At 31.5% G+C, this 2082-nt stretch carries 2 protein-coding genes and 1 pseudogene; all 3 read right to left on the reverse strand.

From position 1 onward, the window contains the following. Nucleotides 1–278 (reverse strand): annotated as a pseudogene (locus B0E44_RS15490) (hypothetical protein); the annotation flags it as partial. After that, nucleotides 275–1297 carry a glycosyltransferase family A protein gene (locus tag B0E44_RS15495; RefSeq protein ID WP_077377285.1) on the reverse strand — a complete coding sequence of 341 codons (1023 nt, stop codon included), beginning with the start codon at nt 1295–1297 and terminating at the stop codon, nt 275–277. The pseudogene B0E44_RS15490 and the gene B0E44_RS15495, both read right to left, overlap by 4 nt. After that, the coding region (locus tag B0E44_RS15500; protein ID WP_131828088.1) for a glycosyltransferase at nt 1288–2082 on the reverse strand (795 nt) is incomplete at its 5' end. The genes B0E44_RS15495 and B0E44_RS15500, both read right to left, overlap by 10 nt.

A 2082-nucleotide genomic window follows, 5' to 3' on the forward strand; every position in this document is an offset into this window, starting at 1 on the left:
CCACAAATATCTAAATTGTTATTTTTCATATACTGAATCAGCTCAAAAACAAGATCCGAATCATGAAAAAAAACATCTTCATCTGCCATTATTACCCAATTATACTCTTTGTTCTTAAGCCTTTTAAACATAAAATCTATGCTGTTCAAACCATACATTCCGGTAGTACCGTCAATAACTATTTTATCAATACCTTTAGGGAAAAGTGCTGCCGTTTTGTTATAAAGTTTGAAACTGGCAACAGTAGTTATTATAGCTATTTTAGATTTATCAATCATGTCAAGTAGTTTTTAGCCTCTTCTTTACTCAACCCTTTCCAAATTAAAAAATAACGCATTACTTTTTTATTCAAAATCAATTTGGCAAACAATTTACTTTTTACAAAATAGGCCAATTTTGAACTAGATTGAATTGGTTTTAATTCAAAAGTACTCTTTTTGTCATTTTGGATCAATTTTGACACCTCAACCTTCATCCAATCTTCCGAGACATTACCCATGTGGTAGGCATAATTATCCACAGTTGACAATCGCCAGAAGCCTTTTTTTACAACTGGGAGATCCAAAAATTGTCCTTCGCTATCGCCTCCCAATTTGAATGTTGCAAATCTACTTTCTAAATTATTGAAGACTTGTGATCTATAAGTCGTAACAAAATGTCCTGCACCTAAAACCGCTTTTTTATCTTCATTAGTTACAGTCAAATATTTTTTTAATTGAACTGGATTATAAAAATTGTCATCCCCTACACTTAATCCAAACATTTTTAAAGCGTCATGATTTACAACTGGAGTACATTTTAATTTATTTGAGAAAAACAAATCCCAATACACATTGGCGGTAAACGTTCTCAAAGAACGCGACGAAGGCGTTGGGCAAACAGCTCCCGTTTTTGGAAACGAATCAAAAATAGAATAACTGGCCTCTTGCCACCCGTTCAAGAAAAGCACATCGGAATCTGAAACTGTAATTAAAGGGAAATTATCCCCCGAAATTCCTTTTAAAACGGCATTAAGTTTTCCAATATTAGTAGTATGAATTACTTCCTGTATTTTGTTTTTATGAAACAAATCGTTCAGATAAGCTACAACTTCTATGCAACTTCCATTATTCACAATAGTAATACATGTTTTTTTGTTAATGGTTTTAAATAATGAATCCAAACACAGTCCCAATATTTCGAAACTATCTTTAAAATAACCTTCTTGATTTGGGATATAAACTGGAATAATAACCTGATGAAAATAATCCGATTCGGTTAGAGTTTTGTCTTTATGGGGGTTGAAGCCTACTCGCATGAATTTAATATTTTATGAACAATAGTTAAATATTGATTCCCTATATTTTCTACCGAATACTCCTCCATATATCTATCCCTTATTTTTTGAGACAAAGTCAAAACCTGTTCAGACGTTAAATCTTTAATCAACAAAATTTGCTCCCCAAGTTCATCAATTGAATTGTTAAACCAATAGGAATTAAACGGCAATCTTTGTTGCATAGCTCCTGTTGTAGCCGATATAATTAGTCTTGATGCTGCCATGGCCTCTATTCCTGTTAATGGCCCCGTTTCTAACTTATAATAGGGAATAATCACACAATCTACTAATGAAAAGTACTTTTGCAGTTCGTTGTTTTTTATAAATCCAGTAAAAATTATATTTTTTTCGTTTTTAGCAATATCTTTTAAATTTTCAATTTCTGTTCCGTCACCAACTACATATAATACATCATTCTCTTTTTTAGCTTTTAAAAAAGCTTTAATCACTATATCAATATTCTTTTCTTTCTCTAATCTGGCTAAAGTCAAAAAATGAGTTACTTTATTATTCACAAAAGGGATATCAAAAAAGGATTTTTCATTATATGCACATTGATCTATAATTACATATTTATGTTTCGTTCTCATTTCAATTTGTTCTACATTCTTTTGCGAATGATGGATAAAACAATCTACAGAATCAATAAAATCATAATCAGAAAATGTGATTGTTCCAGTTGTTCTAAAAAGCACCTTCTTGTTCTTGCTTTTGGCTTGTCGAATCATGCTAGCTACTAAATCCGAAGAAAGCTGCCCCACTAC

Origin of the sequence: Flavobacterium sp. A45 (assembly GCF_002001005.1) — a bacterium.
GTDB lineage: Bacteria > Bacteroidota > Bacteroidia > Flavobacteriales > Flavobacteriaceae > Flavobacterium.

Coding starts and splice junctions, on each gene's coding strand:
- B0E44_RS15495 (WP_077377285.1), bottom strand. CDS start 1,297: ATGCGAGTAGGCTTCAACCCCCATAAAGACAAAACTCTAACCGAATCG.